Here is a 26217-nt window from a genome sequence, read left to right as displayed (position 1 = left end):
ATTCACTTCCCTCTCAGGGAGGGGTCGTGCCGCGCACCACGGCCTCAAATTCCGGGCGGCGGCTGGCGAATTCTCCACTCTGCGCCGTGCAGACGATGCTGGTGCGGCCGCGCGGCGTTTCGAGAATGGCGAAGAGCGTGCGGATATTCTGTGCCTCCGGCGGCAGCTTCCGGTGCGGCTTGAAGTTGGCCAGGAAGAGCAGGGCACTGACATCGCCGAGCTGCACCGTGGCAGCCTCAGTGACATTGTAGACGGAGGCCAGGGCGGCGCGCCCGGCCTCCTGTCCGGCCGGGCTGCGGATCATCGCATTGATCTCGGGCTGGGACCGACGGGCATTGCCTGGCACCCGCGTGAAGCCGACCTGACAACCGGTGGCCGTCTCGCTAGGGCGCTTCACGGAGAAGGTGGCGGCATGCTGTTTATCCGGCGCCTCCGCCCGCGCGATGTAGCCGGCCGGCGGATCGACAGTGAGTCCGGTCGCGCCGTCGCGCAGCGGTGCGGCCTGGGCGAGGCCCGCCACTGAACACAGTACGAGGGCCGTTGCGAAGCGCTTCATGATCCATCTCCCCCATCAGATATGGGAGAAGGGGGCCGCCCTGTCCAAGGTTGCGGCCGCCCGGCGCGGGTCAGACCTGCCGTTCGGCCACGGGTGGCAGGAAGTCGCTGGTGAACATGCTGGCGACGCTTGGCGGGTTGGACACGCCGTAAGCCTCGGCATTGACGCGGATCAGCGTTTCCGCGCGGGTCATGTCCAGATAGCCGAAGCCGTTCTGCTTCACGTTCGGCGTCAGGATGGAGCGGTCCCGTGTCATGGCGAAGCGGCGGGCTTCCAGCGCCTCGTCAAACAGAGCCTCGCGCTTCTTGATGGCCGCCATGCCGCCAGGGATATCCGCCAGCAGCGCACGCAGGCCGAGAATGGAGGATTTCACGAAGGCGGAGGCAATCTGCGGGTTCTTCTCCAGCCAGTCGGCGCGGGCCACCACGGCGCTGCCATAAAGGTCGAGGCCATTCTCGGCATAGGGCCAGGCAAGGATATTGTCCTCCGGGATGCCGATGCCCACGAGGTTGAAGTGGGTGGTGAAGAGAAAGCCCGTGACCGCATCCACCTGCCCCTGCGCCAGCATGGTGTCGCGCAAATTGGCGGCCATGCTGGTCCACTTGATCTTGTCGGCCTCGACGCCGGCGGCCTTGGCAAAGGCCGGGAAGATCATGCGGCTGCCTTCGCCTTCCGGCGCGCCGACCTTCTTGCCGGCCACGTCCTTGGGGCTGTTGATGCCGCGCCCCTTCAGCGTGATCAGTGCCGCGGCCGTGCGGTCAAAGACCTGGTAGATGGAAACCAGGCGCTTGTCCGGGTTATCGGCATTGAGCTTCACCGCTGTGCTGATGTCGGTGAAGCCGAGGTCATAGGCGCCGGAGGCCACCTTCACCGCCGTGTCGCCCGAGCCGAAGCCACGGTCGATCTTCACGGAAAGGCCGTTGTCGCGAAAGATGCCCTTGTCGTCGGCCAGGACCCACATGGCGTGGTTGCCCTGCAGCGCCCAGTCCAGCGCGAAGCGGACAGGCTTGCCCTGCGCGCTGGCGGGCCGAATGGCCGGCATGGCAAGCGCCGCACCGGCGGCGATCATCAGATGGCGACGTTGCATGGCTGAATGGCCTCCGTTTGCGCCAGAGAAGGCGGGCAGGGCCGGAGCGTCAAGGAGGCGCCGGGCACAGAATCAGGCAACCGCAGGTTGGCTGCCCATAGGCTGTGCAAAGGCCGTGGGAGGCCTGCCTTTGCCTTGATCAGGGGCCGCTTGGCGGCGCCTGGATCAGCAGTGCATCGCGTACCACCGAGCGGAACTCGCGCCGGTGCAGCTCGGACAAAACCAAGAGGCTGCTCAGCATCAGCGCCACCGGATGAACAATCCAGGCCAGGGCGGCAAGGCCGAAGTAATAGGCCCTCAGCCCCGTGTTGAAGTGCCGCGCGCCCCGGTTGGCCACCTGCGCTGCCACATCGGCCTGGGCCGTCCACTCTGGGCCCGTCCCCAGCGCGCCGATGCAGGTGCTGGCGTAGTTGAACTGCCGCAGGGCCCAGGTCAGCTCGAAGAAGGCGCGGACGAAGATGAAGATCAGCAGGAAGAGCCTCACTTCCCAGGCCACGGTGCTTTCCGGCACGGCGGCGAAGGGCACCGCGCCAAAGACCCTCTGGCCGATCTCCGGCGCGCCCAGCAGCGCTACCAGCCCGCCCAGGATGAAGATGCTGGTATTGGCCAGGAAGGAGGTGCTGGTCATCAGGTTGCCGATGATGCTGATGTCGGAGATCCGGTTTTCCCGCAGCAGCGCCATGCGCATCCAGCGCCGCCGGTGCTCATCCATGGCGGCGATGACGCTGCGGGCATGGATGGAGGGCACGCGGTCCACCACGGCGGCGTAGCCGGCCCAGCACAGGGCAAACAGAGCGAGGGCAATGCAGTCGAGGAGCGTCAGCGGCAGGTCCATGCCGCTGCGCATATCACGCCGGCCGCCCAGCCGGCACTAGGTCCGTGAGACGCCGCGCGACACGGGCCGCGCGGCAGGCAACCATTACTGCAAAGGCTTGATCAGCCCGGCCTTCGAAGCCTCGGCCCAGCGGCTGTCCTCCTGCCGCAGATAGGCAGCAAAATCCTGTGGCCCCAGCATCTTGAGATCGGCGCCCAGCTCGGTGAAGCGCTGCCGGTACTGAGGCAGGGCCACCGCCTTGAGATTGGCGGCATGAATGGCTTCCGCCGTGTCCGGCTTCATGCCCACAGGGCCAAGCATGCCGTACCAGCCGGCGAAGCCATAGCCCGGCAGCCCGGCCTCGGCCGCGGTGGGGATCTCGGGCTGCAGCGGCGAGCGGCTGGCGGAGGTGACCGCCAGGATGCGCACCCGGTCATTCCTGAAATAAGGGCCTGCGGAGAGAATGCTGGTCCAGCCCAGGGGCAGGTTGCCGGCAACGATGTCGTTCATCAACGGCGCGCCGCCGCGATAGGCCACTTCCTCGATCTTGATGCCGGCCAGCCGGGCGAATTCATTGCCGCCATAGGAGGTGGAGGCCTCCGAGCTGCCGAAGCTGATCTCGCCAGGATGCGCCTTGGCGTAGGCGATGAGCCCGGCCACGTCCTTGTAGGGCGCGCTGGCCGAGGCGGCGATGACCATGGGGAAGCTCGACAGCAGGCTGATAGGCGTGAAGTCCGTTACCGGATCGAAGGGCACGGCCTGCATCGCGTATTTGTTCATGGTGTGGGTATTCGTGACCACTGCCAGGGAATACCCGTCCGCATCGGCCCGCGAGACCTGCTGCGAGCCGATGACGCCATTGCCGCCCACCCGGTTCTCGACCACCAGGCTCTGGCCCACCACGCTGCGCAGCCCTTCCGCCAGCAGGCGCGCGAAGACATCGGTGCCACCGCCAGGGGAATAGGGAACGGTGACATGCACGGTCCGGGCCGGCCAGTTGGCTTGCGCCCGAGAGGCGCGTGAGATGAAGGGCAGGGCCAGCCCGCCCAGCAGCAGGCCACGTCGATGGAATGGCATTCCGGATAATTCCCTTGCTCGGTCGTCGCAGCGGCGCGGCCGTTACAATCAGTTTAGGATCGGGAATGCCGCACGCGCAACCGCTTGCGCGGCTGTCTTGTCGCCATGAAAAAAGGCGGGACGCCGAAGCGCCCCGCCTGATCTGTTCCCGGAAGGGAGGAAAGGCGTTCAGCCCATCTTCTTCTTCAGGTTCTCGTCCAGCTTGGACAGGAAGTTCTGGGTGTTCAGCCAGGGCTGGTCCTTGCCGATCAGCACCGCCAGGTCCTTGGTCATGTAGCCGCTCTCGACCGTCTCGACGCAGACCTGCTCCAGCGCGTTGGCGAAGTCCACCACGTCCTGGGTGCCGTCGAACTTGCCGCGATAGGCCAGGCCGCGGGTCCAGGCGAAGATCGAGGCGATCGGGTTGGTCGAGGTCTCGCGGCCCTTCTGGTGCTCGCGGTAGTGGCGCGTCACCGTGCCATGCGCGGCCTCGGATTCCACGGTGTTGCCATCCGGGGAGAGCAGCACGGAGGTCATCAGGCCGAGCGAGCCGAAGCCCTGCGCCACGATGTCGGACTGCACGTCGCCATCGTAGTTCTTGCAGGCCCAGATGTAGCCGCCTTCCCACTTCAGGGCGGAGGCCACCATGTCGTCGATCAGGCGGTCCTCATAGGTCAGGCCGCGCTTCTCGAACTCCGCCTTGAACTCGGCGTCAAAGATGGCGCGGAAGATGTCCTTGAAGTTGCCGTCATAGGCCTTGAGGATGGTGTTCTTGTGCGAGAAGTACACCGAGTAGCCGCGCGCCAGGCCGTAGTTGAAGGAGGCGCGGGCGAAGCCCTCGATCGACTTGTTCAGGTTGTGCTGCATCATGGCAGCGCCCGGGCCCTTGAAGTCGAACTGACCGATTTCCTGCACTTCGCCGTTCTCGGCCGTGTAGGTCATCTTCACGGTGCCGGGGCCGGGCACCTTCATCTCGACGGCGCGGTAGATGTCGCCATAGGCGTGGCGGCCGACGACGATCGGCTTAGACCAGTGCGGCACCAGGCGCGGCACGTTGGAGCAGATGATCGGCTCACGGAAGATGGTGCCGTCGAGGATGTTGCGGATGGTCCCGTTGGGGGACTTCCACATCTTCTTCAGGCCGAATTCCTTCACCCGGGCCTCGTCCGGGGTGATGGTCGCGCACTTCACGCCCACGCCGTACTGCTTGATGGCATTGGCGGCGTCGATCGTGACCTGGTCGTCGGTCTGGTCGCGATACTCGATGCCGAGGTCGTAGTACTTCAGGTCCACATCCAGGTAGGGGACGATCAGCTTGTCCTTGATGAACCCCCAGATGATGCGGGTCATCTCATCGCCGTCGAGTTCGACGACGGGGTTCTTTACCTTGATCTTGGCCATGCTGGTCCTCGTCTGGACAGTTTTGCTCATCCGCCCCCGCCGCCGCTGCCGGCTCGCCCCGGGGCGGCGGGCTGGTGGCGCGGACCATCGCACTGGCAGGCTGGCGCGGCAAGGGCAGGGGGCGACGCCAATGGTTCCCGCGGCGGCAAAAAGCCTCTAATCAGCCGGTCTCTCTTCGTTCCGGTGCAGTGACCCCATGCTGAAACGTTTCTTTGCCTATTACCGGCCGCACCGGGGCCTCTTCCTGCTGGATTTCTCCTGCGCGGTGCTCTCCGGCCTGCTGGAGCTGGGCTTTCCCCTGGCGGTGCGTGGCTTCGTGGACTACCTGCTGCCGGGCCAGGACTGGGGGCTGATCCTGCTCGCCTCGGCCGGCCTGCTGGTCGTCTATCTGCTGAACACCGGGTTGATGTCCGTGGTCACCTACTGGGGCCACGCGCTCGGCATCAACATCGAGACGGAGATGCGCCGGAAGGCCTTCGACCACCTCCAGAAGCTGTCCTTCCGTTTCTACGACAACCAGAAGACCGGCCACCTCGTCGCCCGCGTCACCAGGGATCTGGAGGAAGTGGGGGAGGTCGCGCACCATGGGCCGGAAGACCTCTTCATCGCGGTGATGACCTTCATCGGCGCCTTTGCGCTGATGTTCATGGTGCATCCGCAGCTCGCGCTCATCACCGCCGTCATCGTGCCGCTGACCGCCTGGCTTTCCGCCCACTATGGCAGCCGCATGACCACGACCTGGCGCGCCATCTACAGCCGGGTAGGCGCCTTCAATGCCCGGATCGAGGAGAATGTGGGCGGCATGCGGGTGGTCCAGGCCTTCGCCAACGAGGACCATGAGCGCCGCCTCTTCGCCGAGGACAACGCCAGGTACCGCAGCACCAAGCTGCAGGCCTACAAGATCATGGCCGCCAGCACCTCCATCTCCTACCTGGGAATGCGGCTGACGCAGATGGTGGTGATGATCGCCGGCAGTTACTTCGTGCTGCAGGGCGACCTCAGCGCCGGCGGCTTCGTGGGCTTCCTGCTGCTGGTTGGCGTCTTCTTCCGCCCGGTGGAGAAGATCAACGCGGTGCTGGAAACCTACCCCAAGGGCATCGCCGGCTTCCGTCGCTATACCGAGTTGCTGGATACCGAGCCCGACATCGCCGATGCGCCGGATGCCGTGGCCGTCTCAGGCCTGAAGGGCGACATCCGCTACGAAGGCGTTTCCTTCGGCTATGGGTCGGAAAAGGCGGTGCTGAGCAATATCTCCCTGACGATCCGGGCGGGGGAGACGGTGGCCTTCGTCGGGCCTTCCGGTGCCGGCAAGACCACCATCTGCTCCCTGCTGCCGCGCTTCTATGAGGCCGATGCGGGGCGCATCACCATCGACGGCATCGATATCCGCAAGATGACCCTGGCTTCCCTGCGCGGGCAGATCGGCATCGTGCAGCAGGATGTCTTCCTGTTCGCCGGAACGCTGCGGGAGAACATCGCCTATGGCCGACTTGGCGCCTCCGAGGATGAGATCCTGGAAGCCGCCCGCCGCGCCCGGCTGGACACGGTCATCGCCGGCCTGCCGGCGGGGCTGGACACGGTGGTAGGGGAGCGGGGCGTCAAGCTCTCCGGCGGTCAGAAGCAGCGGCTGGCCATTGCCCGCATCTTCCTGAAGAACCCGCCGATTCTGATCCTGGACGAGGCCACCAGCGCGCTGGATACCGAAACGGAGCGCGCCATCCAGCAATCGCTGGCGGAACTCTCACGCGGCCGCACCACGCTGGTCATTGCCCACCGGCTTGCCACCATCCGCGACGCGGACCGTATCGTGGTGGTGGACCGCAACGGCATTGCCGAGCAGGGGCGCCACCAGGATCTGGTTGCCGCCGGTGGCTTGTACAGACGGCTGCATGAGGCGCAGCAGGGTGGCAGCGCCCAGCAGGGCGCCGCCTGACTTACCAGCCGCCGCGGCGGCCGTAGCCGTAGCCGCGACCATAGCCGCGGCCGTAGCCAGGCCCGTAGGCCGGCCGGCCATAGTAGCCGCCGCTGTAGCGTGGCCCGCGGTGGTAATGGCGGCCTCCGTCATCGGAAGCCGCGCCGGCGATCAGCGCCGTGGCGAGGCCGGCGCCCGCGCCAAGGGCCAGGGTGCTGCCCCAGTCGGTAGAGCCATCCGGGTTCTGGCAGCCCGCCACCAGCAGGGTGCCAGCAAGGGCGAAGGCGGGAAGAACACGACGGGTGAACATGATCCAGTCCTCCTGAGAGGATGAACATGACAACCCGGTAAGGCGTTTCATCGACGCAATAACGGCGTTTCGGTGGCGAATCGCGGCAATTGCGGCGTTGGAACTAGCCGCGCGTGGCGGTGAAGGCGTTGAAGGTCTGGATGGTGTAGGTGTCCTTCACCCCCTCCACGGTCTGCACCCGTTCCACGACAAAGAGGCCGATATCCTGGTCACTGCCCAGGTAGAACTTGCCCAGCAGGTCGTATTGGCCGGATGTGGAATGCATCTCCGAGAGTTCCTCGATGGTATCCGCCATCTCCCGCGCCACGCGGTAGGCATGACCCATCTCGCACTTGATCTGCACGAATATCGCCCGCATCGCCGCCTCCCTGTGGATGCGCCGGCCCGTCGCGGCGCCCTGGGGCTGTTGCCACATCATGGGCGGGGGCGGAAGACGGCTGCGGCCTCCTCTGCCGCAAGCCGGATCACTGCCTGCGGCACGACCCTGCCGGCGGCCTGGAAATGGGCCTGATGACCCCCGCCTTTCCCCTCGTGTGGTCCGGCTGACGAAGCCTGGCTTGGCCTCGTCTCCCAGGGTGGTCGGCCGCCCGGCGGCAGGCTAGTTCTTCCCGAAGTATTTTTGGAGGAAGGGTCGGACCATGGATTCGATCAGCACGGACACCGCCACCCGTACCGGAGGGCAGATCCTCGCCGATGCGCTGGTGGCGCAGGGTGTCACCCACGCCTTCTGCGTGCCAGGCGAGTCCTACCTGGATGTGCTGGATGGCCTTTACGCCAACAGCGACAAGATCGAGCTGGTGACCTGCCGCTTCGAGGCCGGCGCAGTGAACATGGCCGAAGCCCATGGCAAGCTGACTGGCCGCCCCGGCGTGGCACTGGTGACGCGCGGCCCGGGCGCCTGCCATGCCGCCATCGGCGTGCATGTGGCGATGCAGGACAGCACGCCGCTGGTGCTGATCGTGGGCCAGATTCCCTTTGAGGAAACCGACCGCGAGAGCTTCCAGGAAGTGGACTACCGCCGCATGTTCGGCTCGGTGGCCAAGTGGGTGACGCAGATCGACGATGCGGCCCGCATTCCCGAGCTGATGGCGCATGCCTTCGATGTCGCCACCTCCGGCCGCCCTGGCCCCGTGGTTGTGGCGATCAGCGAGGAAATGCAGAAGCGCCGGGTGGCCGTGCCCGACATCGGCCCGGCCGACGTGGCCCCGGCTTATCCATCCCCCGCCGCCATGGATAAGATGTTGGCGATGCTGGAGAAGGCGGAGCGGCCGCTGGTGGTGCTCGGCGGCTCCCGCTGGACGGAAGAGACGCGCCGGATCATCCGCGAATTCTGCGTGGCGCGGGACCTGCCGGTGGCCGTGGCCTTCCGCCGCCAGAGCCTGTTCGACTGCCGCCTGCCGAACTATGCCGGCGACCTCGGCGTCGGGGCCGATGCCGGGCTGGTGGCCAAGGCGAAGCAGGCCGACCTGATCCTGGCCTTCGGCACCCGTATTGGGGAGCCGGTGAGCCAGGGCTATACGCTCTTCGACATGGCGGGCGCCACGCCCATCGTCCATGTCTATCCGGACCAGGCCGAGATCGGCCGCGTTTATCGCCCGGCCCTGGGCGTCACTGCCGAGATCAATGCCTTCGCCCAGGCCCTGGCGAAGCTGCCGGCGCCGGCCGGTGCCCCGCGCTGGTCCGCCTGGACCAAGGAAGTCCATGCCGCCCGCGTGAAGCAGGCGGAAGCGCCGGACTATGAAGGCCCGCTGAACCTCGCGCGCGAATTGCAGGCGCTGGAAGCCGTGCTGCCGCCGGACGCCATCTTCACCTGCGATGCCGGCAACTTCGCCACCTGGCCCAACCGCTTCATGCACATGACGGAGAAGCAGGAGTTCCTGGGCCCGACCAATGGCGCCATGGGCTATGCCGTTCCTGCCGCCATCGGGACCAAGATCACCTATCCGGACCGGGTCTCCATCGCGCTGGTGGGCGATGGTGGATTCCTAATGACGGGGCAGGAGATCGCCACGGCCTTCCAGGCCGGCGTGGCGCCCATTGTGCTGGTGTTCAACAACGGCATGTACGGCACCATCCGCATGTATCAGGAGCGCGTCTATCCCGGCCGCGTCTCGGGCACCAAGCTGACCAATCCGGACTTCACCAAGTTCATCGAGAGCTTCGGTGGCCATGGGGAACTGGTGGAGCGCGATGGGGAACTGGTCCCGGCCTTCCAGCGCGCCCTGGCCAGCGGCAAGCCGGCCGTGATCGAGGTGCGGGTGAACCCTGAGCAGGTGACGCACCGCGCCACCATCGCCGATCTGCGCCAGCAGGCCGCCAGGAAGTAAGCGGGCGAGGGCGGTCAGTCCCCGACCGCCACGCCTTCCCGCCGCGGGTCTGCGCCACCCAGCAGGCCCGCCGGCGTCACCACCACCGCCTGGAGGCCGGAATCCATCGGGCGGACGGTGACAACATGGCCGCGTTGCTTCAACGCGCCCTCCAGCCCGGCGGCGCCGGTATTGGCCTCCAGTTCCACCTCGATGCCTGTGGTGCCGATATGCGGCAGCGAGACAGCCGCCTGTGGGTCCAGCTTCCAGTCCAGCAGGCCGGTCAGCGCCTGCGCGACATAGCCGATGATGCGCGCGCCGCCCGGCGAGCCCAATGTCGCGAAGAGCGTGCCATCCGGGTTGAAGACCAGCGTCGGCGCCATGGAGGATCGCGGCCGCTTGCCGCCCTGGACCCGGTTGGCCACCGGCCGCCCGTTGATCTCGGGGCGGAAGGAGAAATCGGTCAGCTCGTTATTCAGGAAGAAGCCGGCCACCATCAGGCGGGCACCGAAGGCATCCTCGACCGTAGTGGTCATGGACACCGCGTTGCCGGCGGCATCCACGATGGAGAGGTGGCTGGTGCCGTATTCCGGCTGGGCCGGCTGCGGCGCCAGGTCGGCATCGCGCCAGCGCGGGTTGCCGGCGCGCGGGCTGGCGACGGCTCGGTCCTGGTCCAGAAGCTGGGCGCGAAGGGTCAGGTAGGTGGGCTCCAGCAGCCCGCGCAGCGGCACCGGCACGAAGTCGCTGTCCGCCAGGTAGAGGTTGCGATCCGCGAAGGCCAGCCGCCCGGCCTCGCCGATCAGATGCGCCGCATCCACTCCGCGCGGGTCGAGGTGGGAGAGCGGAAAATGTTCCAGCACGCCCAGGATCTGCGCCACCGCGACGCCGCCGGAGCTGGGCGGCGGAAAGCCGCAGACAGTGAAGGCACGATAAGGGCCACACACCGGCATGCGCTGCTTCGGTGAATAGGCGGCGAGGTCAGCCGCCGTCATGCCATTGCTGGCATCGCCATGCTTCTGCACGCCCTCCACGATGGCCGCGGCGATCGGGCCGGTCTGGAGCGCGGCGGCACCGCGCTCGGCCAGGGCGCGCAGGGTCTGGGCGAGGGCCGGGTTCTTGAGGATGGCTCCCTCCGGCAGTGGCGCGCCGTCGGGCTTGAAGAAATAGGCCGCGGCGGCCGGGTTGCGCTTCAGGCGCTCGGCATCGGCGGCGATCTGCGCCGCAAGGCGGGGCGAGATGGCGAAGCCTTCCTCCGCCAGCTTGATGGCGGGGGCGAAGAGATCCGCCCAGGGCAGGCGGCCTTCCACGGCATGGGCCGCCGCCAGCATCGGCATCACCCCTGGCACGCCAACGCTGCGGCCAGACAGCACGGCTTCGTAGAAGGGCATCGGCGTGCCGTCGGGCTTCAGGAAAAGCCCCGGCGTGGCGGCGGCCGGCGCCGTTTCCCGCCCATCCCAGGCAGAGACGCGCCGGCGCGCCGCATTCCAGTGCATCAACAGCGCGCCGCCGCCGATGCCGGAGGATTGCGGCTCCACCAGCGTCAGCACCACCTGCGCGGCGATGGCGGCATCCACGGCCGTGCCGCCTTGCCGCAGCATCGCCAGGCCGGCCTCGGCAGCCAGGGGATGGGCCGCGGCCACCATCTGGCGGGTGGCGCGGGCCGCCGCGCGGGGCTGGGCATCCAGGGCGGAAGTGGCCTCGGCCAGCGCCGGGGCGGCGCCAAGCATCATCAGAAGGGCCAGGACCGGTGACCGCATGTGGAATGCCTCCTTCGTAAGTCGGCCGTAAGCTTGCATCCGGGCCGTGCGATGTCACCTACTGTGCCAGAGCGAGGGCGATGCGATGGCAGAGGACCAACCCGGCGGCATCCGGCAGAAGCTGGTGGAAACCAAGCAGGCCTGGGCCAAGGCTGGCCGGCTGCTGACCGGCCAGACCGCGACGCCGGAGCAGCGCCTGCCGCCCGGCCAGCGGCTGGTGCAGGATTTTCCGGTGCTGGACCTCGGCATCCAGCCCGAGGTGCCGGTCGAGAAATTCCGCCTGAGGGTGGACGGCCTGGTCGAGAACCCGGTGACGCTGGACTGGGCCTGGCTGAACGACCTGCCGCAGGAAGAGCGGCGCAACGACATCCACTGCGTCACCCAGTGGTCGCGCTACGACAACCACTGGCAGGGCGTGCCGGTCCCGGCGCTGCTGGACCTGGTGCGGCTGAAGCCAGGCGCCCGCTTCGTCACCTTCGAGGCCCATGACGGTTACACCACCAACCTGACCCTGGAGGATTTCGCGCGGCCCGAGAACCTGCTGGCGCATTCCTGGGAAGGCCAGCCGCTGACGCGGCAGCATGGCGGGCCGCTGCGGGTGGTGGTGCCGCATCTCTACCTGTGGAAGAGCACCAAATGGGTGCGGCGCATCAGCTTCCTCGGCCGCAACGAGCCCGGCTTCTGGGAAGTGCGCGGCTATCACGACCGGGGCGACCCCTGGCTGGAGGAACGCTATGGCTGACCTGTCCCGACGCCTGCTGCTGGTGGCCCCACTGCTGATGGCGGCCGCACCCGCGCCACATCCCTACGACTTCCGCTTCCCGGCCATCGAGGGTGGGGAGATCGACCTCGCCGCCTGGCGGGGGAAGCCGATGCTGGTTGTGAATACCGCCAGCTTCTGCGGCTTCGCACGGCAGTTCGCCGCGCTCCAGAAGCTGCACGAGACCTATGCGGCCCGAGGGCTGCTGCTGCTGGGCGTGCCATCCAACGACTTCAACCAGGAGGCCGCCGACAATGCGGCAGTGAAGGCCTTCTGCGACGCGGAGTTCGGGGTGGACTTCCCCATGGCTGCCATCAGCCATGTGAAGGGGCCGGAGGCGCATCCCTTCTTTGTCTGGGCCGGGGCGCCGCGCTGGAATTTCTTCAAGTACCTGGTGGGGCGCGACGGGCGGCTGCTCCAGACCTATCCGAGTCAGGTGGAACCGGGTTCGCCGGAACTGCTGCGTGCTGTGGAAGCGGCACTGGCCTGATGTCGGTTTCGTAATGCGATGAATCGGCGGCGGGCATGCTTATGGTGCCCGCTCCCGGGCATCCCGGCCCGTGCTTCTCCAGGCTTACGGTAATTATGCAGCAGAATTCCGGCGCCACCGCCGCCGAGGCATCTCTGGCCGACGAGGACCAAGGACGGCTCCTTCGACAACCCGACCTTCTGGCTTTCCTGGGCAGCCGCAGCTTTTCAGCCCTGGCCTACCAGATGCAGACCGTGGCTGTGGGCTGGCAGATCTATGAGCTGACCCGCAGCCCGCTGTCGCTGGGCCTGGTGGGCCTGGCGCAGTTCCTGCCCATGGTGGTGCTGGTCTTTGTGGCCGGGCAGGTGGTGGATCGCTTCGACCGCCGCCGCATCGCCGCCTGCTGCCAGGTGCTCTCCGCCCTCTGCGCCGTGGCGCTGGCATTCGCATCATTCCACCATGCCGTGACGCCGGGGATGATCTATGCGCTGATCGGCCTCTTCGGCGTCGCCAAGGCCTTCGAGCAGCCCAGCCTCCAGGCCCTGCTGCCCAGCCTGGTGCCGGCCTCGCTCTTTTCCCGCGCGGCGGCTTTGTCCTCCTCGGTTTTCCAGACCGTGACCATCATCGGGCCCTCCGCCGGCGGCTTGCTCTACGGGCTGGGGGCGGGGGTGGTCTATTCCATCGTGGCGGTGGCCTATGCCTGCGCCGCCCTTTCCATCACCCTGATCCGCTTGCGCCAGCCGGCCCGGCCGCGAGAGAAGGTGACGCTGGCAGCGGTCTTCGGCGGGCTGCACTTCATCCGCTCCCGCCCCGAGATCATGGGCGCCATTTCGCTGGACATGTTCGCCGTGCTGCTGGGCGGCGCGGTGGCCATGATGCCGGTCTATGCGCATGACATCCTGCATGCCGGCCCCTGGGGCCTTGGCCTGCTGCGCGGCGCGCCGGCGGTGGGTGCCCTGGCGGTGTCCATCTGGCTGGCGCGGCGGCCGATCCGCCGTCACGCCGGGCTGCTGATGTTCGCGGCTGTCGGCGTCTTCGGGCTGGCTACCATCGTCTTCGGCCTTTCCACCTGGCTGCCGCTCTCGGTGCTGGCGCTGGCGGTGCTGGGCGGGGCGGACGTGGTCAGTGTGGTGGTGCGCTCCACCCTCGTGCAACTGCGCACGCCGGACGAGATGCGTGGCCGGGTGGCGGCGGTGAACATGCTGTTCATCGGCACCTCGAACCAGTTGGGCGAATTCCGCAGCGGCACGATGGGCGCGGTGATCGGGCCGGTGGCCGCCGTGGTGCTGGGCGGTGTCGGCACCGTCGTGGTGGCGGGCCTCTGGATGCGCCTCTTCCCGAAGCTGCGCGACCTCCAGCGCCTGGATGAGGAGGTGGCCTGAGCCACCTCCCGCCGCCTCACTCCCCGAAGCGGTTGTTCTTGGGGAAGCCGTGGGGCGGCTGCTTGCCAGCCCCGGCGCGGTTTCCGCGCCAGGCGGTCAGGTCGGTTTCCAACCGCACCCGCTCGCCCACCTTCCAGCTCAGGCCGGCGCTGGCTTGAATGACCTTCACATCCGCCATGCCGCCATCGCGGTAGCCCTGCAGCGCCACGCCACGGCCGCGCGTCATTTCCGGCAGCTGTTCCAGCGGGAAGACCAGCAGCTTGCGGTTCTCGCCGATCACCGCGACCGTGTCGCCATCGGCCGGGATCAGGCAGGCCGCCTCCTGGCCGTTCTCCACCACCAGGACCTGCTTGCCGGTGCGCTTCTCCGCCACCAGGTCCTCGCTCTTGACGATGAAGCCACGCCCGTCGGTCGAGGCCACGAGGTGCTTCACGCCCTCCTGCCAGACAAAGAGCGTGACGACATCATCCTCATTGCCCAGGTCCACCATCAGGCGCACCGGCTGGCCGTCGCCTCGGCCACGGGGCAGGGCATCCGCCTTCAGGGTGAAGCACTTGCCGTTGGTGGCGAAGAGGCACAACCGGTCCGTGGTCTGCGCATGCAGGAAGAAGCGGAGGCGGTCGCCTTCCTTGAACTTCTGCTCGTTCTCCGGCGGCACATGGCCCTTGAGCGCGCGGATCCAGCCCTTCTCGGACAGGATGACCGTGATGGGCTCCTTCTCCACGAAGGCGCGCTCATCGATCACCACGGCCACCGGGGCGGCATCCAGAGTGGTGCGGCGGCGGCCGATCTCGGTCTCCTCGCCGAACTTCTCCCGCGTCGCCGCGATCTCATCCGCGATGCGGTTCCAGCGCTTGGTCTCGCTGGCCAGCAGGCCCTGCAGGGACTTCTGCTCCGTCGAGAGCTTCTTGTGCTCCTTGCGGATCTCCATCTCTTCCAGCTTGCGCAGGGCGCGCAGGCGCATGTTCAGGATGGCCTCCGCCTGCATCTCCGTCAGTTCGAAGGCGGCGATCAGCGCGGGCTTCGGATGATCCTCCTCCCGCACGATGCGGATCACCTCATCGAGGTTGAGGTAGACGATCAGGTAGCCGTCCAGAATCTCCAGCCGCCGGGCGATCGCGTCCAGCCGATGCTGGCTGCGGCGCACCAGCACCTCGTGCCGGTGGTCCAGCCAGGCGCGCAGCACCTGCTTCAGCCCCATCACCTGCGGCGTGCGGTTGGCGTCCAGCACGTTCATGTTGAGGGAGATGCGGTTCTCCAGCTGCGTCGCGCGGAACAGCGTCTCCATCATCACAGCAGGGTCCACCGTGCGGTTCTTCGGCTCCAACACGATGCGGACGATGTCGGTACTCTCGTCCCGCACATCGGCCAGCAGGGGGAGCTTCTTCTCCTCCATCAACTGCGCGATCTGCTCGATCAGGCGGGACTTCTGCACCTGGTAGGGAATCTCGCTGACCACCACCTGCCAGGTGCCATTCTTCAGCGATTCCTTCTCCCAGCGCGCGCGGATGCGGAAGCCGCCGCGGCCGGTGGCATAGGCTTCCCGTATCGCGTCCGCGCCTTCCACCAGGATGCCGCCCGTGGGGAAGTCCGGCCCCGGCACATGGCGCAGCAGGTCGTCGATCTCGGCCTTGGGGTTGCGGATCAGCTCGATGGCCGCCGCGCAAAGCTCGCCCGCGTTGTGGGGGGGGATGGAGGTCGCCATGCCCACCGCGATGCCCGCCGCGCCATTGGCCAGCAGGTTGGGGAAGGCGGCGGGGAGGACGATCGGCTCCTGCTCCTCGCCATCGTAGGTGGCGCGGAAATCGACCGCGTTGTCCTCGATGCCTTCCAGCAGCGCCTGGGCCACGGCGGTCAGCCGGGCCTCGGTGTAGCGCATGGCCGCGGCGTTATCGCCGTCGATATTGCCGAAGTTGCCCTGGCCTTCGACCAGCGTGTACCGGGCCGCGAATTCCTGAGCCAGCCGCACCATGGCCTCGTAGATCGAGGCATCGCCGTGCGGGTGGTACTTACCCATCACGTCGCCGACGATGCGGGCGCATTTCTTGAAGCCGCCGGTCGGGTCCAGCCGCAACTGGTGCATGGCCCAGAGCAGGCGACGGTGCACCGGCTTCAGCCCGTCCCGAACGTCCGGCAGCGAACGCGCCGTGATGGTGGACATGGCATAGGCCAGATACCGCTCGGACAAGGCGGCCGAGAAGTTGGTGGGGACTTCACCGTCCTGCGGCAGAAGAATCAGGTCATCGGGCATGGTGGGCTCCCCGGCAGAACAGGCGTTTAGGAAAATCGAGGCTTCGGTGGGCTAGCGCATCAGCGCCGCCAGCGCCAGAGTGCGAGAACATAACAGAAACACACTGCACTGTCAGCAGAGGCTCCCGGTTGGCGCCGCCAACCCTGAACCGCGCCAGGGCGTTACGACCACAACGGCACGCTCACGGCCGCATCACAAGGAGAAACAGCGCATGAGCATTTTCGGCTCAATCATGTCGAAGATCCTGGGGCAGAAGCCGGCGGCGGCGCAGGAGGCTGCGGCACCGGCTGGCACTGATACCACCAGCGCCCCGGCTCCGACCACGCCCGCGGCGGGGCAGTCGTCCTCCCCGGCCACGTCCTCCGTGCCGACGCCGGGCGCCCCGCCGATGGCTTCGACCTCCACGGCTGGCGCCGCGCCGCAGAACGTGGACGTGGATGCGGTTCTGACCGAGATGGCGTCCAAGAACGGGCAGAACCTGAACTGGCGGCAGTCCATCGTCGACCTGATGAAGCTGCTGGGCCTGGACAGCAGCCTGCAGGCCCGCAAGGAACTGGCGCAGGAACTGAACTACACCGGCGACACCAATGACTCCGCCAGCATGAATATCTGGCTGCACAAGCAGGTCATGAAGAAGCTCGCCGAGAACGGCGGCAAGGTGCCGGCCGAGCTGCGCGACTGAGGAGCCCGGAGGCGGCGCCTTGTGCGCCGCCTGACGGGATGATTAGCATCAGCTCCTGCGACGCGGCGGCGCGGGGGGTGGAAAGCCGCCTGCGCCCCCGCTGATGGCCCAGGCCCGCCAACCCCAAAGAATAGTAAGTTTTCTTCAGAAAGCTTCAGCTTGGCCTCAAAAGCCTGTCATCCCAGGCCGCCGTCAGGGTGACGCATCCGCTTCCGGTATCCATAGTCGTCGCTCAACAAGCCGCGACGACAGCGGTCACCGGGAGAACAAACAGGATGAGCGCCCAGGCCCAGGCCGACCTCCATCGAGAGGCCGCGCAACCGGACGATCCCTATACCCTCACACAAAGCGGCATTTTGGAGCCCCCGGTCGGCTGGGCACATTCACTCAAGCACCTGGGGCCGGGGCTGATCCTCAGTGCGTCCATCGTAGGTTCCGGCGAGTTGATCGTGACCACCACGCTGGGCGCGACGGTGGGCTTCGCGCTGCTCTGGATGGTGATCTTCAGCACCTTCGTGAAGGTGGCGGTGCAGATCGAGCTGGCACGCTGGTGCATTTCCACCGGCCAGCCGGCGCTGACCGGCTATAACAAGGTAGGCCCCCACATCGGCCGGCTGAGCTGGATCAACGTGCTCTGGGCGTTGATGGCGCTGTCCAAGGTGCTGCAGATGGGCGGCGTGGTGGGCGGCACCGCCCTCGCGCTCAGCATCCTGTTGCCGCTTGGTGGCGATCCGCTCGGCGGCATCTCGCTGACCATCTGGACCGCTGTGGTTTCCCTTGGCAGCATCGCGCTGCTCTACAGCAACAGCTATGGCCGTATCGAGCGTGGTGCCGGCATCCTTGTGGTGCTCTTCTCCTTCATCACCATCGGCATCGCGCTGGGCCTGCCCTTCACCCCCTATGCCTATTCCATGGAGGACATCGCCAGCGGCTTGTCGCTCGCCATTCCGGCGGGTGCGATCGGTGCCGCGGTCGCCATGTTCGGGATCACCGGCGTGGGCGCGGACGAGCTGACCTTCTATACCTACTGGTGCATCGAGAAGGGCTATGCCCGCCATGTCGGCCCGAACGACGGCAGCGAGGCCTGGCGCCGCCGCGCCAAGGGCTGGATCAGCGTCATGTACAAGGACGCCTTCCTGTCCTGGCTGATCTACACCTTCGGCACCATTGCCTTCTTCATCATGGGCGCGGCCGTCCTGAACCCGCAGGGCATCGTGCCGCAAGGCAACGAGATGATTACGGCCTTGTCCCGCATGTATACCGATACGCTGGGCGAGTGGGCCGGGCTGCTGTTCCTGGTCGGCGCAGTGGTGGTGCTGGGCTCCACCCTCTGGGCGGCGGTGCCCAGCTGGTCGCGCATGTACGTCAACCTGCTGGCAGAACTGGGCGTGCTGCGCTGGCAGGATACGGCGGCGCGGCTGCGCTGGATCCGTATCTTCACCGTGGCCCTGCCGCTGATCTGGGGCACGGCCTATCTCTTCATGCGTTCGCCGGTGCTGATGGTGCAGATCGGCGGCGTGGCCACCGGCATCTTCCTGCTGGCCGTGGTGGTGGCGGTCTGGCACCTGCGCCGTACCGAAACCGATCCACGCCTCTATGGCAGCGGCGCCTTCAACGCGCTGCTGGTGGTCAGCAGCATCGCGATCGTCCTGCTCGGCGTCTATACCGGCCTCAGTGCCTTGAAGCTGGTCTAGGGCGGAGACTAGCCGGGCGCCTCGCCCCGGAACCAGGCGCCCAGCGCCAGCCAGGGGCGGGAGTCCCAATGGCGGGCGCCGGAGCCGGAGGTGGAGGGCAGCACCCAGATGGGCGGAAAGCCCAGCGGCCCTTCCATCCGGCCATAGCCGATGGCGCTGGTACGGCGGCCGAGAAAAGCCGCCGCCGGCGCTTTGGCGGTGAAGGCCAGCATGGCCGGGCGCACCGCCAGGATGCGCTGCTCCAGTCCCACCACGTCATAGGCATCGGGCGGCAGGTCGGCATCATTGCCGGATGCATGCTTCGCCAGATCCGTCAGCCCGATGCCCAGTTCCAGCAGGCGCGGGTAGTCATGCGGTGGCCAGCGGGAAGGCGTGAAGCCAGCTTCCGCCAGGATGGACCAGAAGCGGTTGCCCGGATGGGCGTAATAGGCACCGCGCGCCGCCGAAACGGCGCCGGGCGCACTGCCGCAGAAGACCAACCGCAACCCGGGCCGCAGCAGGTCGGGCAGCACTGGCTCCCTGAGGCTGCTCATGCGGCGAGATCCGCCACACGGTGTTCCAGCCGCTCCCGCGCCGGGGGCATGGGACGGTGCCGGGCTCCGAAGGCATCACGCGCCAGGAAATGTCCGGTCAGCCGCAGCCCTTGCAGCCAGGCCCTGGGGTCACGCTCGGCCTGGGCACCATGCAGGAAGGAGGGCAGGGGCAGCAGCCGCCCGGCGTAAGGGGCCGCCGCTTCGGCGCTGACGGCACGGCCCGTGCGGGGCGAAACCCAGTCCAGCGCCTCCACCGTGCCCGTGGCGGCGCAGCGGGAAAGGTCCAGCCCGTAGCCCAGAGCCTCCAGCAGCAGCATTTCCCAGCGGATGTAGTCATCCACCAGCGTCTCTGCCCCGGCATGCAGATGCGCCAGGATCGGCAGCAGGGCGGCGAAGACACGAGGCTGCGGCTCGCGCTCCGGCAGCGCGTCGGTGGCCAGGGCGCAGGCGGAGTTCAGCAGGGCGAGGGCCAGCGGGTCGTCCATCGCCAGCGCGGCGGTGGGATGCACCATCTCCCCCGTGAAGTGGCCGAGCTGGTCGGCCAGCCGACCCACCCAACGCACCTCAACGAGGTTGCCCGGCTGCCACAGGCCGGACTGCGCGCGGGAGGAACCGCCCTTGGCCAAGCCGGCGAAGCGCCCGTGCTGTTCCGTCAGCACCGAAATCACCGCGCCGCCTTCGCCGTAGGGGCGGGCCTCCAGCACGATGGCGGGGGCTTCCCACTCCACCGGCTGGCCTTTAGCCGATGTCTTCCAGGCCGATGGCGCGGATGCGGGCGCGCTCCTCGTCCCAGCCGGAACGCTCCTTGACGTTCAGGAAGAGATGGACGCGGCGTTCCAGCAATGCCTCAAGCTCCGTGCGGGCACGGCGGCCGATCTCCTTGATCTTGGCGCCCTTGTCGCCGATCAGGATGGCCTTCTGGGACGCCCGGCCGACATAGATGGTGCAGTCGATCCGCACCGAGCCGTCGCGCCGCTCCTCCCACTGTTCCGTTTCCACCGTCGCGTGGTGCGGCACTTCCTCATGCGTCTGGCGCAGGATCTGCTCGCGCACGATCTCGGCCGCCAGCATGCGGTCCGGCAGGTCGGAAAGGTCGTCCTCGGGGAAGAGATAGGGACCCTGCGGCACATGGGATGCCAGCATGTCCAGCATCCGCTCCAGCCCGTCCCCCGTCTCGGCCGAGATCATCAGCGTCTCGGCGAAGGAGAGCTGCTCGTTCAGCGCGGCGGTCAGCGGCAGCAGGCGCTTGGTGTCGATCAGGTCGGTCTTGTTCAGCACCAGCCAGACCGGCACCTTGCTGCGCTTCAGCACGGAGACGATGGACTGCAGCGCCTCGGTCAGCCCGGCACGGGCATCGACCACCAGCAGCGCCAGGTCCGCATCCTGAGTGCTTTCCCAGGCGGCGGCCACCATCGCGCGGTCCAGCCGCCGGCGCGGGCTGAAGATGCCGGGCGTATCCGCCAGCACCAGCTGCGCGCCCTTGTGCATCACCACCGCACGGATGCGGAACCGCGTGGTCTGCGGCTTGGGGGAAACGATGGAGACCTTGCTGCCCGTGAGGCGATTCACCAGCGTGGATTTGCCAGCATTGGGGGCGCCTACGACGGCGATGATGCCGCAGCGGGTCTGCTCCTCCGGGCCGCCGGATTCGGGGATGTCGCTCATAACCTCATTCACAATGCTGCCAGCCAAGCTTCAGCCGCGGCCTGCTCGGCCGCGCGCTTGGATTCACCGCGGCCCTCGGCCTCCCGCCCACCGGCGAGCACCGAGACCACGAAGACTGGCATATGGGACGGGCCGGTGGTGGAGACCAGCCGGTATTCCGGCAGACCCTCCGCACGGCCCAAAGTATATTCCTGCAGCCGGCTCTTGGCCGACATCGGGGGTGTGGGATCGGCCTCGATATGCTTGGCCCATTCGCGGCGGACGAAGCCGCGCGCCACGTCCAGCCCGCCATCCATGTAGAGGGCGCCGATCAGCGCTTCCGTGGCATCAGCGATCACCGTCGCGCGGCCGCGCAGGCCCGTGCGTCCCTCCGCCGGCGGAATGCGCAGCGCGGCGGGCAGGCCGATCGCGTCGCCCACCTTGGCCAGCGTCTCCGCCGCCACCAGCACCGACAGCCGCTTTCCCAGGGCGCCCTCGCGCTCCTGCGGGAAGCGTTCGGACAGCCACTCGGCCATCACCAGCGCCAGCACACGGTCGCCGAGGAATTCCAGCCGTTCATTGGAATCCAGCATGTCCCGCCGCGGGTCGGCGGCGGAACGATGCGTCATGGCCTGTTCCAGCAGTGCCGGATTGGCAAAGCTGTAACCGACCCGGTCGCGGAAGGCCTTGGTCACCGGACGGCCGTCAGCAGCCGGTCCCAGCGGACGGCGAAGGGCCAGGCCCAGACCTCCCACCAGGCGGCGGAGCCATCGACGGAGAAGAAGATCATCTCGGCCCGGCCCACGAGGTTCTCCAGGGGCACGAAGCCGACCCCGATCGACATGTCGCGGCTGTCCAGGCTGTTGTCGCGGTTGTCACCCATCGCGAAGACATGGCCAGGGGGCACCAGAAACTCAGGCGTGTTATCGTAGCGCTGGTCGTCGGAAGCTTCCAGAATCTGGTGCTGCCGCGCGGGCGAGCCGGGGGAGGCCGGCAGCGACTCGCGGTACTGCCGCACCGTGATGCGAGGACCATCGCCTTCCACCGTGTACAGGCCCAGGGATTCCCGCGGAACCTCCTGCCCGTTCAGGTAGAGCCGGCCCTGGCGCACCTGCACCCGGTCACCCGGCAGGCCAATGATGCGCTTGATGTAGTCGGTGCTGTTGTCGCGCGGGAACTTGAAGACCGCCACGTCGCCACGGGCCGGCAGGCTGCCGAAGATCCGTCCCTCGAAGAGGTCGGGGCTGAACGGCAGCGAATGCTTGGAATAACCGTAGGCGTATTTCGAGACGAACAAATAGTCACCGACCAGCAGGGTCGGGATCATGCTGCCGGAAGGGATATTGAAAGGCTCGAAAGCCACGGTTCTGATGCCAATGGCGATCAGGCCCGCATAGACGACGGTCTTGAGGCTTTCCAGCCAGCCGCCAGGCTTCTTCTTGTTCGTCATGTCAGGGATAGCGCGAGGCCCCGCTTCGGTACGCCGCGCCAGCCGCCGCGACCACGATGTCCAGGGGGGTAGAGCGTGCGGCAGGCCCGGCTGTCAAGAAACCGCCTCGCCGACCAGGCCGAAGGCTTCGGCCAGAAGCTGGAATGAGCGCTGCCGCGCCTGCTTGTCATGCATCGGCGTCAGCACCGCGATCTCCTGCACGCCGAGCTCGCTGGCCAGAGCTTCCAGCCGTGCCCGCACCTGTTCCGCCGTGCCGATCATGGCGCGGGGGCGAAGCCGGTCCAGATGCGCCTGCTCGGCCGGAGAATAGGGATAGGCTTCCGCCTCCTCGACGCTGGGCAGCGGCGGGAAGATGCCGCGGTCCCGGGACAGGCGCCACAACTCCCGCGAACGATAAAGGCGGCGAGCCTCCGCCTCCGTATCCGCGCAGAGCGCGAAAACACCGAGGGCAGCATGTGGGGCCTGCAGCCGGCCGGCTGTGGGCCGGAAGTTCTGCCGGTACATTTCAATGGCTTCAGCCGCGCCTCTGCCATCGGTGATGAAGTAGGCGAAGCAGTAGGGCAGCCCCAGATGCGCCGCCAGCTGCGCGCCATAATCCGAACTGCCGAGGATCCAGACCTGTGGTGCCGTGGGCACTTCGGGCTGGGCCCGGATGCTGCGGAAGGGGTGGTCCAGGGGCAGTCCTTCACCGGTCCAGCCCAGAAGCTCCTGCACCTGTTGCGGGAAGCGGTCGGCCGCCTGGGCGGCGGCGGGGTTCAGGGCATAAGCCGTGCGCCCATCACTGCCCGGCGCGCGGCCGACGCCGAGGTCGATGCGCCCCGGCGCGATAGCCTCCAGCATCCGGAACTGCTCGGCCACCTTCAGGCTGGCGTAATGCGGCAACATGACTCCAGCCGAGCCGACGCGGATGCGGCTGGTGGTGGCAGCGATGGCGGCGATCAGCACCTCGGGCGCCGTTCCCGCATGGCTGGAGCTGTTATGGTGCTCCGCCAGCCAGTAGCGGGCATAACCGAGGCGGTCGGCCAGCCGCGCCAGTTCCAGCGTCTCCTGCACCGCCTCCCCGGCGTGTCGCCCCGAGGCGATGGTGGACTGGTCAAGGATGGAAAGGGACAGCGGCATGCCGCGAAGCCTAGTCCATCAGGGGCAGAAGAAAAGCGGCCGAAATTGCCAGGAAGAAAAGCCGTATTCGGCAACGGGTTAGATCATGATCCTGAGATCTGACTATCGCTCTGGATAGGGGTAGTCGCGATGATCCAGCGGGCCTTTCACCGTCCAGCCATCCGACTCGGCCTGGGTGAAGTCGGGACCGAGGGGCGCTTTCCCGGCGCCATTTGGCAGATCCAGCACGTAAGTAGGCCATGCCAGACCCGACAGGCGGCCCCGTAGCTGGCGCAGCAGCGCGCGGCCTTCCGTGATCGGGACTTCGAAACGCGCCGTGCCAGGGGCCCGGTCCAGCTGGTGGAGGTAATAGGGCTTTACCTGCGCGGCGAGCATGGCGCGGAAGAGGTCTTCAAGCGCCTGAGCCGAATCATTCACGCCCCGGAGCAGCACGCTTTGTCCCAGCAGGGTGACGCCCGCGTGCTGCAGGCGCCGCAGGGCCTCACGTGCCATCGGCGAGAATTCCCTGGCGTGGTTGGCATGAACACAGAGGAACATCGCCTTATCCGTTGATAAAGCTGCTGCCAGAGCGTCACTGACTCGCTCTGGCGCCGCCACAGGAACACGGGAATGGATACGGATGATGTCGAGGTGCGGAATGGCAGAAAGGCGGCGAATGATGTGCTCCAGACGCCGGGCCGAGAGCATGAGTGGGTCGCCGCCGGTCAGGATCGCCTCCCGCACCTGTGGGGTCGCGGCGAACCAATCGATGGCAGCGTCCAGTTCCGCCTCGCTCAGCAGGCCGCCGTCAGGCCCCACCACCTCCCGACGGAAGCAGAAGCGGCAATAGACCGGGCAGGCGAGCAGGGGCTTCAACAGGGCCCGGTCGGGGTAGCGATGCACCACGCCCTTGACCGGCGTGAAGGGCGCATCGCTGGTCGGGTCGCTCCGCTCATCGGGTAGCGTCACCAGCTCCGCCACATCCGGCACGTACTGGCGGGCGATGGGGTCCAGCGGGTCGGCAGGGTCGATCAATGCCTGCACCGCGGGGGTGATCGCCATGGCGAAATGCTCGGCGACCCGCTCAAGGCCGGCGGCGGCCTCGGGCGGTGCCAGGCCGGCTTCCACCAGGGCAGCGGGATCGCGCAGCGTGCGCGGCTTCAAATGAGGGACACCGTCGGGCATGGTCGGCGGCCTTAAGCCTGGAAGCCCTGTTGCCGCAATGCCTGAACCCATCTCCTCCCTGCCGGACTGGCACCCGCGCCGGTTATCCGCCCGGATGCCGGCCCTGAAGCGGCGTGCCGACCTGCTGGCCCGCACCCGCGCCTTCTTCACCACGCGCGGCTATACCGAGGTCGAGACCCCAGCCCTGGTGCCGGTGCCGGGCATGGAAGTCCATCTGGCCGCCTTCCGCACCACCTTCCGCCCCATCCTGGGCGAGGGCGAGGAACCGCTCTGGCTCCGCACCTCGCCGGAACTGGCCATCAAGCGCCTGCTGGTGGCCGGCGCCGGGCCGGTCTTCGAGATCGCGCGCGTCTGGCGCAATGGTGAGGTCTCGGCCCGCCACAGCCCGGAATTCACCATGCTGGAGTGGTACCGCCCGGCAGCCTCGCTGGATGCCCTGATGGACGAGACGGAGGCCTATCTTCGTGCCATGCTGCCGCCCCAGATGACGCACCGGGGCATCCGCACCGATCTTTCCTTGCCCTTCGAGCGTCTGACCGTGGCGGAGGCCTTCCGCCGCCACTGCGGCGGCTTGGATATCCTCGCCACGCTGGATACCGCAGGTGAGGGCGATGCCGCTGCGCTGCGGGACGCCGCCGCCCATGCCGGCGTGCCGCCACGTGAGGGAGAGGGGTGGGAGGATCTGTTCTTCCGCCTCCTGCTGGAACGCATCGAGCCGCAGCTGGGCCGGGAGCGCGCCACCTTCCTGACCCACTGGCCGGCGCCCCAGGCCGCACTGGCGCGGCGGGACCCCGCAGACCCGCGTGCCGCGCTGCGCTTCGAGCTCTTCGCGGGTGGCATCGAGCTGGCCAATGCCTTCGACGAGTTGACCGATGCCGAGGAGCAGGCCAGCCGCTTCGCCCGGGATGTCGAGGAACGCCACCGCCTCTACGGCGAGGGCTGGCCGGTGGACGAGGATTTCCTGGCGGCGCTGCGCCACGGCATGCCCGCCACCGCCGGCATCGCGCTTGGCTTCGACCGCCTCGTCATGTTGGCGGCGGGCGTGGAGAGCATTGAGGACACGCTGTGGCTGGGGCGCTGGCCTTACTCGGTCGGCTGAGCCAGGTCGGTGGCCAGCAATTCCCGCCAATGCCCGCCGGTGAGGATCTCGCTGGGCCGGAAGCGGGCCTTGTAGGCCATCTTGCGGCTCTGCGGCACCCAGTAGCCGAGGTAGACGAAAGGCAGGTCCAGCTGCATCGCCCGCTGCACCAGCCAGAGCACGGCATAGGTGCCGAGGGAGCGGCGCTCCATTTCCGGGTCGTAGAAGGAATAGACGGCGGAGAGCCCGTCGCTCAGCCGGTCCGTCAGGCAGGCCGCCACCAGGCGGCCATCGGGGTCACGGAATTCCACGACATGCGTGGTGATCGGCGTGTCCTCGATCATGGCGCGGTAGTCGTAGAAGCCCATCGAGGCCATGTCGCCGTCGTTGTGGCGGGCCTGCTGGTAGCGCTGGAACAGGTTGAACTGCTCGGCCGTGGCGCGGGCGCTGGTTTCCTGCGCCGTCAGGTCGGCATTGTCGCGGGCCACACGCCGCTGGGTGCGGTCGGGCTGGAAGCGGTCGCAGGCGATGCGGATGGGGATGCAGGCCTGGCAGCCCGGGCAGACCGGCGAATAGGCGATGTTGTGGCTGCGGCGGAAACCGGCCCGTGACAGGCGGTCGTGCAGCGCCTCGGACTCCGTGCCCGTCAGCTCGGTCACGACCTTTCGCTCCGTCCGGCCCGCCAGATAAGGGCAGGGCATCGGGGCGGTCGTGTAGAAGAATTGCGGGCGGCGCGTGGTGCGGTGGAGCATGTTTTCTACCAACATAGTCTCCCCGGCCAGCGGCGCCGAA

General features: G+C 67.6%; 25 protein-coding genes. 8 read left to right on the top strand and 17 right to left on the bottom strand.

The window, feature by feature from the left end; all coding sequences use genetic code 11:
• Positions 1 to 13 precede the first annotated feature (13 nt).
• The 5 genes from EBE87_RS07770 to EBE87_RS07750 all read right to left on the bottom strand — a co-directional run bounded on the left by EBE87_RS07770 (position 14) and on the right by EBE87_RS07750 (position 4914).
• Positions 14 to 556, bottom strand: a complete 543-nt coding sequence (locus tag EBE87_RS07770) for a hypothetical protein (protein ID WP_147425914.1) — start codon at positions 554 to 556, stop codon at positions 14 to 16.
• Between the two features lie 70 nt (positions 557 to 626).
• Positions 627 to 1643, bottom strand: coding sequence for an ABC transporter substrate-binding protein (locus tag EBE87_RS07765; RefSeq protein WP_120636434.1), 1017 nt, complete (start codon positions 1641 to 1643; stop codon positions 627 to 629).
• A 139-nt stretch (positions 1644 to 1782) separates the two neighbouring features.
• Positions 1783 to 2478, bottom strand: coding sequence for a DUF599 domain-containing protein (locus tag EBE87_RS07760; RefSeq protein ID WP_120636466.1), 696 nt, complete (start codon positions 2476 to 2478; stop codon positions 1783 to 1785).
• Between the two features lie 84 nt (positions 2479 to 2562).
• A complete protein-coding gene (locus EBE87_RS07755) occupies positions 2563 to 3534 on the bottom strand; it encodes a Bug family tripartite tricarboxylate transporter substrate binding protein (RefSeq protein WP_120636433.1) in 972 nt (323 codons plus the stop codon).
• A 168-nt stretch (positions 3535 to 3702) separates the two neighbouring features.
• The gene (locus EBE87_RS07750) at positions 3703 to 4914 is read right to left on the bottom strand and encodes an NADP-dependent isocitrate dehydrogenase (protein WP_120636432.1); all 1212 of its coding nucleotides are present in this window, start codon (positions 4912 to 4914) and stop codon (positions 3703 to 3705) included.
• A gap of 196 nt (positions 4915 to 5110) precedes the next feature.
• Between EBE87_RS07750 and EBE87_RS07745 the strand changes: the two genes are divergently transcribed.
• Positions 5111 to 6847 carry an ABC transporter ATP-binding protein gene (locus tag EBE87_RS07745; RefSeq protein WP_120636431.1) on the top strand — a complete coding sequence of 579 codons (1737 nt, stop codon included), beginning with the start codon at positions 5111 to 5113 and terminating at the stop codon, positions 6845 to 6847.
• A gap of 1 nt (position 6848) precedes the next feature.
• Here EBE87_RS07745 and EBE87_RS07740 read toward each other — a convergent pair whose 3' ends face one another.
• The gene (locus EBE87_RS07740; RefSeq protein ID WP_120636430.1) at positions 6849 to 7136 is read right to left on the bottom strand and encodes a hypothetical protein; all 288 of its coding nucleotides are present in this window, start codon (positions 7134 to 7136) and stop codon (positions 6849 to 6851) included.
• A gap of 103 nt (positions 7137 to 7239) precedes the next feature.
• Positions 7240 to 7494, bottom strand: a complete 255-nt coding sequence (locus EBE87_RS07735; RefSeq protein WP_120636465.1) for an Lrp/AsnC ligand binding domain-containing protein — start codon at positions 7492 to 7494, stop codon at positions 7240 to 7242.
• Positions 7495 to 7774: 280 nt separating this feature from the next.
• Here EBE87_RS07735 and EBE87_RS07730 point away from each other — a divergent pair, with 280 nt between their 5' ends.
• Positions 7775 to 9463: a thiamine pyrophosphate-dependent enzyme gene (locus EBE87_RS07730; protein ID WP_120636429.1), complete on the top strand. Its 1689-nt coding sequence runs from the start codon at positions 7775 to 7777 to the stop codon at positions 9461 to 9463.
• A 14-nt stretch (positions 9464 to 9477) separates the two neighbouring features.
• Here EBE87_RS07730 and ggt read toward each other — a convergent pair whose 3' ends face one another.
• Entirely contained in the window at positions 9478 to 11199 is a 1722-nt protein-coding gene (ggt, locus tag EBE87_RS07725; RefSeq protein WP_120636428.1) for a gamma-glutamyltransferase, read from the bottom strand.
• Positions 11200 to 11284: 85 nt separating this feature from the next.
• Between ggt and EBE87_RS07720 the strand changes: the two genes are divergently transcribed.
• The 3 genes from EBE87_RS07720 to EBE87_RS07710 all read left to right on the top strand — a co-directional run bounded on the left by EBE87_RS07720 (position 11285) and on the right by EBE87_RS07710 (position 13810).
• The gene (locus tag EBE87_RS07720) at positions 11285 to 11941 is read left to right on the top strand and encodes a sulfite oxidase-like oxidoreductase (RefSeq protein WP_120636427.1); all 657 of its coding nucleotides are present in this window, start codon (positions 11285 to 11287) and stop codon (positions 11939 to 11941) included.
• Positions 11934 to 12449 carry a glutathione peroxidase gene (locus EBE87_RS07715; RefSeq protein ID WP_120636426.1) on the top strand — a complete coding sequence of 172 codons (516 nt, stop codon included), beginning with the start codon at positions 11934 to 11936 and terminating at the stop codon, positions 12447 to 12449. Before EBE87_RS07720 ends, EBE87_RS07715 begins: the two co-directional genes overlap by 8 nt.
• A gap of 95 nt (positions 12450 to 12544) precedes the next feature.
• Complete coding sequence (locus EBE87_RS07710; protein ID WP_120636425.1) at positions 12545 to 13810, top strand: MFS transporter; 1266 nt, start codon at positions 12545 to 12547, stop codon at positions 13808 to 13810.
• A gap of 16 nt (positions 13811 to 13826) precedes the next feature.
• Here EBE87_RS07710 and parC read toward each other — a convergent pair whose 3' ends face one another.
• Positions 13827 to 16061 (bottom strand): DNA topoisomerase IV subunit A, encoded by a 2235-nt coding sequence (parC, locus tag EBE87_RS07705; protein ID WP_120636424.1) that lies wholly within the window; start codon positions 16059 to 16061, stop codon positions 13827 to 13829.
• Positions 16062 to 16272: 211 nt separating this feature from the next.
• Between parC and EBE87_RS07700 the strand changes: the two genes are divergently transcribed.
• A complete protein-coding gene (locus tag EBE87_RS07700; protein ID WP_120636423.1) occupies positions 16273 to 16743 on the top strand; it encodes a DUF3597 domain-containing protein in 471 nt (156 codons plus the stop codon).
• 275 nt (positions 16744 to 17018) lie between these two features.
• Entirely contained in the window at positions 17019 to 18437 is a 1419-nt protein-coding gene (locus EBE87_RS07695) for an Nramp family divalent metal transporter (RefSeq protein ID WP_120636422.1), read from the top strand.
• A gap of 8 nt (positions 18438 to 18445) precedes the next feature.
• On the opposite strand, the gene EBE87_RS07690 is transcribed toward EBE87_RS07695, so the two are convergent.
• The 7 genes from EBE87_RS07690 to EBE87_RS07660 all read right to left on the bottom strand — a co-directional run bounded on the left by EBE87_RS07690 (position 18446) and on the right by EBE87_RS07660 (position 24347).
• Positions 18446 to 18970 carry a mismatch-specific DNA-glycosylase gene (locus EBE87_RS07690; protein ID WP_120636421.1) on the bottom strand — a complete coding sequence of 175 codons (525 nt, stop codon included), beginning with the start codon at positions 18968 to 18970 and terminating at the stop codon, positions 18446 to 18448.
• Positions 18967 to 19698 (bottom strand): DNA repair protein RecO, encoded by a 732-nt coding sequence (gene recO / locus EBE87_RS07685; protein WP_120636420.1) that lies wholly within the window; start codon positions 19696 to 19698, stop codon positions 18967 to 18969. The genes EBE87_RS07690 and recO overlap by 4 nt, the downstream gene beginning before the upstream one ends.
• Positions 19699 to 19708: 10 nt before the next feature.
• A complete protein-coding gene (era, locus tag EBE87_RS07680) occupies positions 19709 to 20635 on the bottom strand; it encodes a GTPase Era (RefSeq protein WP_120636419.1) in 927 nt (308 codons plus the stop codon).
• 8 nt (positions 20636 to 20643) lie between these two features.
• Entirely contained in the window at positions 20644 to 21309 is a 666-nt protein-coding gene (gene rnc, locus EBE87_RS07675; protein WP_120636418.1) for a ribonuclease III, read from the bottom strand.
• Positions 21306 to 22064 (bottom strand): signal peptidase I, encoded by a 759-nt coding sequence (gene lepB / locus EBE87_RS07670; RefSeq protein WP_120636417.1) that lies wholly within the window; start codon positions 22062 to 22064, stop codon positions 21306 to 21308. Before lepB ends, rnc begins: the two co-directional genes overlap by 4 nt.
• 93 nt (positions 22065 to 22157) lie before the next feature.
• A complete protein-coding gene (locus EBE87_RS07665; RefSeq protein WP_120636416.1) occupies positions 22158 to 23183 on the bottom strand; it encodes an LLM class flavin-dependent oxidoreductase in 1026 nt (341 codons plus the stop codon).
• Positions 23184 to 23285: 102 nt separating this feature from the next.
• Positions 23286 to 24347, bottom strand: a complete 1062-nt coding sequence (locus EBE87_RS07660) for a lysine-2,3-aminomutase-like protein (protein ID WP_120636415.1) — start codon at positions 24345 to 24347, stop codon at positions 23286 to 23288.
• 37 nt (positions 24348 to 24384) lie between these two features.
• On the opposite strand from EBE87_RS07660, the gene epmA reads away from it, so the two are divergent.
• Positions 24385 to 25446 carry an EF-P lysine aminoacylase EpmA gene (epmA, locus tag EBE87_RS07655; RefSeq protein ID WP_120636414.1) on the top strand — a complete coding sequence of 354 codons (1062 nt, stop codon included), beginning with the start codon at positions 24385 to 24387 and terminating at the stop codon, positions 25444 to 25446.
• Here the strand turns inward: epmA and EBE87_RS07650 are convergent.
• Positions 25431 to 26177, bottom strand: coding sequence for an arginyltransferase (locus EBE87_RS07650; protein WP_120636413.1), 747 nt, complete (start codon positions 26175 to 26177; stop codon positions 25431 to 25433). The two genes, epmA and EBE87_RS07650, sit on opposite strands and share 16 nt — an antisense overlap.
• Positions 26178 to 26217: the final 40 nt, after the last annotated feature.

This window comes from Teichococcus wenyumeiae (assembly GCF_003696345.1).
In the GTDB taxonomy this organism is placed as follows: domain Bacteria; phylum Pseudomonadota; class Alphaproteobacteria; order Acetobacterales; family Acetobacteraceae; genus Pseudoroseomonas; species Pseudoroseomonas wenyumeiae.
Note: the sequence above shows the minus strand (reverse complement) of the source record. Positions and strands in the feature narration are given on the sequence as shown.

Bases quoted from the DNA above. Each gene is read 5' to 3' on its own strand.
- lepB (WP_120636417.1), bottom strand. From the start codon at position 22,064: ATGACGAACAAGAAGAAGCCTGGCGGCTGGCTGGAAAGCCTCAAGACC.
- EBE87_RS07690 (WP_120636421.1), bottom strand. From the start codon at position 18,970: ATGAGCAGCCTCAGGGAGCCAGTGCTGCCCGACCTGCTGCGGCCCGGG.
- EBE87_RS07735 (WP_120636465.1), bottom strand. From the start codon at position 7,494: ATGCGGGCGATATTCGTGCAGATCAAGTGCGAGATGGGTCATGCCTAC.
- EBE87_RS07720 (WP_120636427.1), top strand. From the start codon at position 11,285: ATGGCAGAGGACCAACCCGGCGGCATCCGGCAGAAGCTGGTGGAAACC.
- parC (WP_120636424.1), bottom strand. From the start codon at position 16,061: ATGCCCGATGACCTGATTCTTCTGCCGCAGGACGGTGAAGTCCCCACC.
- EBE87_RS07745 (WP_120636431.1), top strand. From the start codon at position 5,111: ATGCTGAAACGTTTCTTTGCCTATTACCGGCCGCACCGGGGCCTCTTC.
- EBE87_RS07760 (WP_120636466.1), bottom strand. From the start codon at position 2,478: ATGGACCTGCCGCTGACGCTCCTCGACTGCATTGCCCTCGCTCTGTTT.
- era (WP_120636419.1), bottom strand. From the start codon at position 20,635: ATGAGCGACATCCCCGAATCCGGCGGCCCGGAGGAGCAGACCCGCTGC.
- EBE87_RS07700 (WP_120636423.1), top strand. From the start codon at position 16,273: ATGAGCATTTTCGGCTCAATCATGTCGAAGATCCTGGGGCAGAAGCCG.
- EBE87_RS07770 (WP_147425914.1), bottom strand. From the start codon at position 556: ATGAAGCGCTTCGCAACGGCCCTCGTACTGTGTTCAGTGGCGGGCCTC.
- EBE87_RS07715 (WP_120636426.1), top strand. From the start codon at position 11,934: ATGGCTGACCTGTCCCGACGCCTGCTGCTGGTGGCCCCACTGCTGATG.
- epmA (WP_120636414.1), top strand. From the start codon at position 24,385: ATGCCTGAACCCATCTCCTCCCTGCCGGACTGGCACCCGCGCCGGTTA.
- EBE87_RS07750 (WP_120636432.1), bottom strand. From the start codon at position 4,914: ATGGCCAAGATCAAGGTAAAGAACCCCGTCGTCGAACTCGACGGCGAT.
- EBE87_RS07650 (WP_120636413.1), bottom strand. From the start codon at position 26,177: ATGCTCCACCGCACCACGCGCCGCCCGCAATTCTTCTACACGACCGCC.
- EBE87_RS07740 (WP_120636430.1), bottom strand. From the start codon at position 7,136: ATGTTCACCCGTCGTGTTCTTCCCGCCTTCGCCCTTGCTGGCACCCTG.
- EBE87_RS07730 (WP_120636429.1), top strand. From the start codon at position 7,775: ATGGATTCGATCAGCACGGACACCGCCACCCGTACCGGAGGGCAGATC.
- EBE87_RS07765 (WP_120636434.1), bottom strand. From the start codon at position 1,643: ATGCAACGTCGCCATCTGATGATCGCCGCCGGTGCGGCGCTTGCCATG.
- EBE87_RS07665 (WP_120636416.1), bottom strand. From the start codon at position 23,183: ATGCCGCTGTCCCTTTCCATCCTTGACCAGTCCACCATCGCCTCGGGG.
- EBE87_RS07755 (WP_120636433.1), bottom strand. From the start codon at position 3,534: ATGCCATTCCATCGACGTGGCCTGCTGCTGGGCGGGCTGGCCCTGCCC.
- EBE87_RS07710 (WP_120636425.1), top strand. From the start codon at position 12,545: ATGCAGCAGAATTCCGGCGCCACCGCCGCCGAGGCATCTCTGGCCGAC.
- EBE87_RS07660 (WP_120636415.1), bottom strand. From the start codon at position 24,347: ATGCCCGACGGTGTCCCTCATTTGAAGCCGCGCACGCTGCGCGATCCC.
- EBE87_RS07695 (WP_120636422.1), top strand. From the start codon at position 17,019: ATGAGCGCCCAGGCCCAGGCCGACCTCCATCGAGAGGCCGCGCAACCG.
- ggt (WP_120636428.1), bottom strand. From the start codon at position 11,199: ATGCGGTCACCGGTCCTGGCCCTTCTGATGATGCTTGGCGCCGCCCCG.